The organism is Achromobacter semiaridum (genome assembly GCF_053543755.1).
In genome coordinates this window covers 18,693-23,702 of the sequence record NZ_JBLVOL010000109.1, presented here as the reverse complement: position 1 = coordinate 23,702, position 5,010 = coordinate 18,693, and the positions used below count along the sequence as shown (strand labels likewise).

Below are 5,010 nucleotides of genomic sequence, written 5' to 3'. Positions count from 1 at the left end.
CTTGCCCGTCAGGCAGGCGCCGCGTACGCAAACCCTAACGATACGCCTTATTTGCGCGGGGCCTTCAGGGCCTCGTGGTAGCGTGCCACGTAGGTGGCGAAGTCCACCGTGTCCGACTGCTCGATGCGCTGCTGCTCTTCGGTGGATTGCGTTGCCGCCTGTTGATACGCGGCGGCCAGGTCCGAGGGCAGGGCTTGTCCGCGCAGCGTATCCGCATGCTTGCGGCTTTGCGCCAGCGAGTAGTCGTGAAACGACAGGCCGCTTTGCGTCAACGACTGCAACAGACGCGCGGACGGCGTGGCGTCGGGCTGGTCCAGCTTGACGCGTTGCGCAGCCAGCGCATCGGCGTAGGCGGTGCCGCCCAGGGCCGAATCAAACAGCGCGGCGTACGGCGCAATCTGGTCCAGCAATTCGTGGCCCCATTCTTTCAGCGCCACCGGCTTGCCTTCGCGGTCCAGCATCAGGCCAGGCTTGCGGCCTTCTTTGACGACGGTCGAAAAGTTGTCGGCGCTGCGCTGACAGTAGCCGTTGGCGGGGAAGAACGGGCTGTCGGACGCGGTGCAGAACAGCAGGAACGCGTCGACAAAGCGGCTGGTATCGGCGTCGATGCCCACCGGCGATTCGGGGTCGATATCCAGGCAGCGCACTTCCACATATTGCACGCCGCGTTCCGCCAGGGCGGTGATGGGGCGTTCGCAGCGTCCCGTGGCGCGCTTGGGGCGGATGCTGGAGTAGTACTCGTTTTCGATCTGAAGCACGTTGGTGTTCAGCTGGATCCATTCGCCATTGCGATGCGTGCCGATCTTTTCGTAGTCGGGCCACGTTTGGGTCACGGCGTCGTACAAACGGCCAAGGAACGTGTCCAGGTCGTTGTAGCAAAGCTTGAGCTGCGACTGCGCCTTGTTCTGGTAGCCCAGGTCGCTCATGCGCAGGCTGGTGGCATAGGGCAGGTACAGCGTGTGGTCGCCCAGGCGTTCCAGCGGGTGGTCATGGCCACGCAGAAAGTCGCTGGACAGCGCTGGCGCCGCGCCAAACAGGTACATCAGCAGCCAGGAATGGCGCGTGAAGTTCCGGATCAGCCCGATGTAGCCGCGCGAACGGCGGTCTTGCGCGGACCCGGCCTGCGTGTCCAGCACGGACCACAGGTCTTCGGACAGCGAGAAGTTGTAGTGCACGCCCGCAATGCATTGCATCGTCTTGCCGTAGCGCTCGGCCAAGCCGCGGCGATACACGTGTTTGAGCATGCCGGTGTTGGACTTACCGTACCAGGCGATAGGGATGTCGGCTTCGGCCGGCAGCGTGGCCGGCATGGATTGGTTCCAGATCAGCTCGTGATCCAGCACGCTGTACACGTGGCGATGGGTGTTGGTGAGCTCGGCCAGCAGCGCATCGACGTCGGTGTGCGTGCCGGTGATCAGCTCAAGCAGCGATTCGGAGTAATCGGTGGTGACGTGTTCATTGGTCAGCGCCGAACCCAGGCCGGCCGGGTGGGGCGTGCGCGACAAAATGCCCTGCTCGTCCACGCGCAGGCCTTCTTTTTCAATGCCTCGCAACGTCTGGGTCAGCAGCGAGCGGTTGGCCTCTAGGCGGGAGAGGCGGTTGGCGGCGGTATCAGTCACGGATTCTTCTCGTTGGGGTCTGTCGCGGGATTTTACGGGGTGCCGGCCTCCTGTGCCGAGGGAGTCAGTACTGGGGGCAGGGACAATGCCTGCGCCGTGCGCGCCAGCCATTCGTCCAGGTCAGCATAAACCGGATCGGAAATAGGGGCCGTTTCATTGAAAATTTCGTGCCAGGCGGTGTCGTACCAGCGCAGGGTCAGCAATTGCGCGGGTGCGCGCTGGGCGAATTGGCGGCTGCCTTCGGCGGCCACGATGGAATCATCGCCCGCCACCATCAGCAGGGTGCGGCAGGGCAGAAGATCGGCTTCGCGCAGCGATTCCCGGCCCCCTTCGTCGACAAAACGGGCCAGCCGGCCGGTCATGCGCCGGCGCACCAGGGGGTCGGACCGGTAGGCTTTGACGACGGCCCGGTCGTGCGAGATGCGGGCGGGCGCCAGGCCATGGGGCACGCGCAAGTCTGGCGCATGCAGCGACATCCAGGTAAGTGTGCGGCGCACCCACATCGGCACGTTCACGACAAAAGGCGGCGAGCTGAGCACCAGCGCGTCCAGCTCGGCCAGGCGGCGCAGGGCGATGCGCACGGCCACCAGCGCGCCCAGGCTGTGGGCCAGCACGATGGGCGGGCGGCCTTGCAGGGCGGTCCAGGCGCGGAGGCGGTCAACCGCGTCCACGACCAGGTCGTCCTGATGGGCCAGGGTGGCGGCCGGGCCGCCGGAACGACCATGGCCGCGGTGATCGTGCGCGCCCACGGTCCAGCCGCGCGCGGCCAGCCAGCGGGCCAGGCGGTCATAGCGGCCGGCGTGTTCGCTCAGGCCGTGCATCAGGTACACGCTGGGCGTGCCCGGCCCCGTGACGGGGGGCGGCACATTGGGCGCGGCGGGCCAAAGATAGTTGGCCAATGGCGTGCCGTCGGGCGCGGGGGTGATGGAAATCGGCGACAATTTCAGCATTCCTCGAAATGAATGGGCCGTCGGGTCTACGGTAATGACGATTTCATCGCTGTTTCGTTTCATGTTCAAGAAAGCCGGCCTGATTGTGGGGTTGGCTTTGTTGGTTGCCGCCTGCTCGCCCCGTTACAACTGGCGCGAAGTGGACGTGGCCGACGGCCACGTGCGCGCGGCATTCCCCGACCGGGTCTCGACCGACAGCCGGGACCTGCCCCTGGACACCCATACCCTGCGTTTTACCTTGTCGAGCGCGACCGTGGGCGAGGCCGTGTTCGCCGTGGGCTCGGCGCCGCTGCCGCCGGACATTGCCGCGGACCCGGCCGCCAAGCAGGCGCTGGGCATGGCGTTGATGCGTTCGCTGTACACGAATATGCAGGCCCCGCCGCCCACGGAATGGCCGGCGTATGGGCAGGACATCGAAGTGCACGGCAAGGCCATGGGCAAGCCGGGCTGGCTTGTAGCCAAGGTGTGGGTCACCGACACCATGCTGATCGAGGCCGTGGCCGCCGGCACCCAGGAAAGCCTGCCCGCCGAACGCGCGCGCGAATTCCTGAGGTCGGTGGTGGTGAATCCCGGCAAGCCGGGCCCGGCCAACCCGGTTACTCGATGACGCTGTCCAGCAGCCCGTGGCGCAGGGCCACCACCACGGCCGTGCGGCGCCCGCGCACGCCCAGCTTGGTGCAGGCGTTGCGCAAATGGAAATTCACGGTGCTTTCCGCGACGTCCAGGATACGGCTGGTTTCCCAGCTGGTCTTGCCGGCAGCTGCCCAATACAGGCACGCCGCCTGGCGGTCGGACAGCGCTTTGTAGGGGGGCAGCTTGCCCAGCGAGTGCATCGCGGGCACGGGTGGCCCCAATGATGACAATGGCCCGCCGCGCTGGGCCAAGTCCGGATGGAAGGCGCACAAGCGTTGGAATGCGGATGATCCTCGGAGCGCGGCGAAGCGAAGCGGTGCGGTCATGGTGGCCCGGGGGCAGTGCGCCCTGTAGTGAAGTTGCTGCATGCTGCGGCCCGCGCCGCCGCCTAGCAAGCATTGATGCTTTCGCGCATTGATCCACTTATCTTTGACGGAATAGTTGTATGTTGGCCATCGCCCAGTTCTACCTGTCAGCCATCGTGCTGATGCTGCCCTTGCTGTGTTGCGTGGGCATCGGGGTGCTGTGGGGCAAGCGCGATATCCCCTTTGGCGGCGCGTTCATCACCACGCTGGTGACGTCCGTGACCACGCCGGCGCTGGTGTTCCATACCTTTGTCACGACGCACCTGGATGACCGCGCGCTGGCGGATGTGGCCATGGCCACTGTCGCGGCGTTGCTGCTGTGCGCGCTGGTCGGCGCGCTGCTGCTGAAAATGTGGAAGCTGCCGGTGCGCACGTTGCTGCCGACGGCCAGCCTGCCGAACGCCGGCAACCTGGGCCTGCCCATTTCTCAATTGGCCTTCGGCGACGCGGGGCTGTCGGTGGCGGTGGCGTTCTTCGCGGTCAACTCGTTCGTCATGCACACCGTTGCCGTGCGGCTGTTGCCGGGCGTCAATACCAAGGGCAGTTGGAAAAGCCCCATTCTGCTGGCTTCGGTGGTGGCGGTGGCATTGCGGCTACTGCATGTGCCGGTGCCGGCCTGGGTCATCGACACCGCCCACATGCTGGGCGCGGTGACCGTGCCGCTGATGCTGTTGAGCCTGGGCCACGCGTTGGCCCTGATCCCGTCCAACGGCCTGCGTGACGGCGCCAAGGTGGCGGCGATACGGCTGGTGGTGGGCCTGGCGGCGGGGCTGGCGGTGGTGTGGGCGCTGGACCTGGAACCCGTGCTGGCCGGCGCGCTGACCTTGCAGATGGCCATGCCGTGCGCCGTGGTCAGCTACATGTACGCCAAGCGCTACACCACGCTGGGCGACACGGCGGCGGGCGCCGTGCTGGTGTCGACCGTGGTGTTCCTGCTGCTGGCGCCGCTGATGCTCTGGTTCACCCACGGCGCCTGACGACGCAATACCCGCCGGGCCGTCAGGCCACGCCGGCCATGTCACGCAGTTGCGCCATCAGCGCGTCCGGAACGTCCACGCCGTGCTTGATGGCTTCGTCGCGCAACTTCCTGCGGCGGTCTCCCGGCAGGCGCACGCCGTCATCTTCCAGCATGGCGTCCACCAGCGTTTCCACGCGTTCCAGATAGGCGTTGTTGCCCGCCAGCGCGCCGGGGTCGATCGCCATGAAAGCCTGGCCCAGCCGCGCCGGGCCGCCGGCATCGACGAAGAACGATTCGGTTTCGAAACCGAAGTGCGCGCCCGTCAAGGCGCACGCCAGCAATTCAACGATCAGCGCCAGCATTGCGCCCTTGACGCCACCCGCGGGCAGCATGCTGCCGGCCAGCCCGGCCTTCGGATCGGTGGTGGGTTCGCCATTGGCGTCCAGCGCCCAGCCCAGCGGAATGGGCTGGTTGTCGCGGGGGGG

6 protein-coding genes are annotated in these 5,010 nt (G+C 66.6%); 2 read left to right on the top strand and 4 right to left on the bottom strand.

Features of this window, described 5'->3' with window-relative positions:
- Positions 1-47: 47 nt before the first annotated feature.
- Both gshA and ACNPP0_RS24105 read right to left on the bottom strand, forming a co-directional pair.
- Entirely contained in the window at positions 48-1,619 is a 1,572-nt protein-coding gene (gene gshA, locus ACNPP0_RS24110) for a glutamate--cysteine ligase (protein WP_332612421.1), read from the bottom strand.
- Between the two features lie 32 nt (positions 1,620-1,651).
- The gene (locus ACNPP0_RS24105) at positions 1,652-2,560 is read right to left on the bottom strand and encodes an alpha/beta hydrolase (protein ID WP_082134598.1); all 909 of its coding nucleotides are present in this window, start codon (positions 2,558-2,560) and stop codon (positions 1,652-1,654) included.
- A gap of 43 nt (positions 2,561-2,603) precedes the next feature.
- Between ACNPP0_RS24105 and ACNPP0_RS24100 the strand changes: the two genes are divergently transcribed.
- On the top strand, positions 2,604-3,176 hold the full coding sequence (locus tag ACNPP0_RS24100) for a hypothetical protein (RefSeq protein ID WP_332612418.1): 573 nt from the start codon (positions 2,604-2,606) through the stop codon (positions 3,174-3,176).
- On the opposite strand, the gene ACNPP0_RS24095 is transcribed toward ACNPP0_RS24100, so the two are convergent.
- The gene (locus ACNPP0_RS24095; RefSeq protein ID WP_314365245.1) at positions 3,166-3,402 is read right to left on the bottom strand and encodes a helix-turn-helix domain-containing protein; all 237 of its coding nucleotides are present in this window, start codon (positions 3,400-3,402) and stop codon (positions 3,166-3,168) included. The genes ACNPP0_RS24100 and ACNPP0_RS24095 overlap by 11 nt on opposite strands.
- Before the next feature lie 245 nt (positions 3,403-3,647).
- Between ACNPP0_RS24095 and ACNPP0_RS24090 the strand changes: the two genes are divergently transcribed.
- A complete protein-coding gene (locus tag ACNPP0_RS24090) occupies positions 3,648-4,544 on the top strand; it encodes an AEC family transporter (RefSeq protein WP_332612416.1) in 897 nt (298 codons plus the stop codon).
- A gap of 22 nt (positions 4,545-4,566) precedes the next feature.
- Here the strand turns inward: ACNPP0_RS24090 and ACNPP0_RS24085 are convergent.
- The coding region (locus ACNPP0_RS24085) for an Ldh family oxidoreductase (protein WP_448707218.1) at positions 4,567-5,010 on the bottom strand (444 nt) is incomplete at its 5' end.

Coding starts and splice junctions, on each gene's coding strand:
- ACNPP0_RS24095 (WP_314365245.1), bottom strand. CDS start 3,402: ATGCACTCGCTGGGCAAGCTGCCCCCCTACAAAGCGCTGTCCGACCGC.
- ACNPP0_RS24100 (WP_332612418.1), top strand. CDS start 2,604: ATGACGATTTCATCGCTGTTTCGTTTCATGTTCAAGAAAGCCGGCCTG.
- ACNPP0_RS24090 (WP_332612416.1), top strand. CDS start 3,648: ATGTTGGCCATCGCCCAGTTCTACCTGTCAGCCATCGTGCTGATGCTG.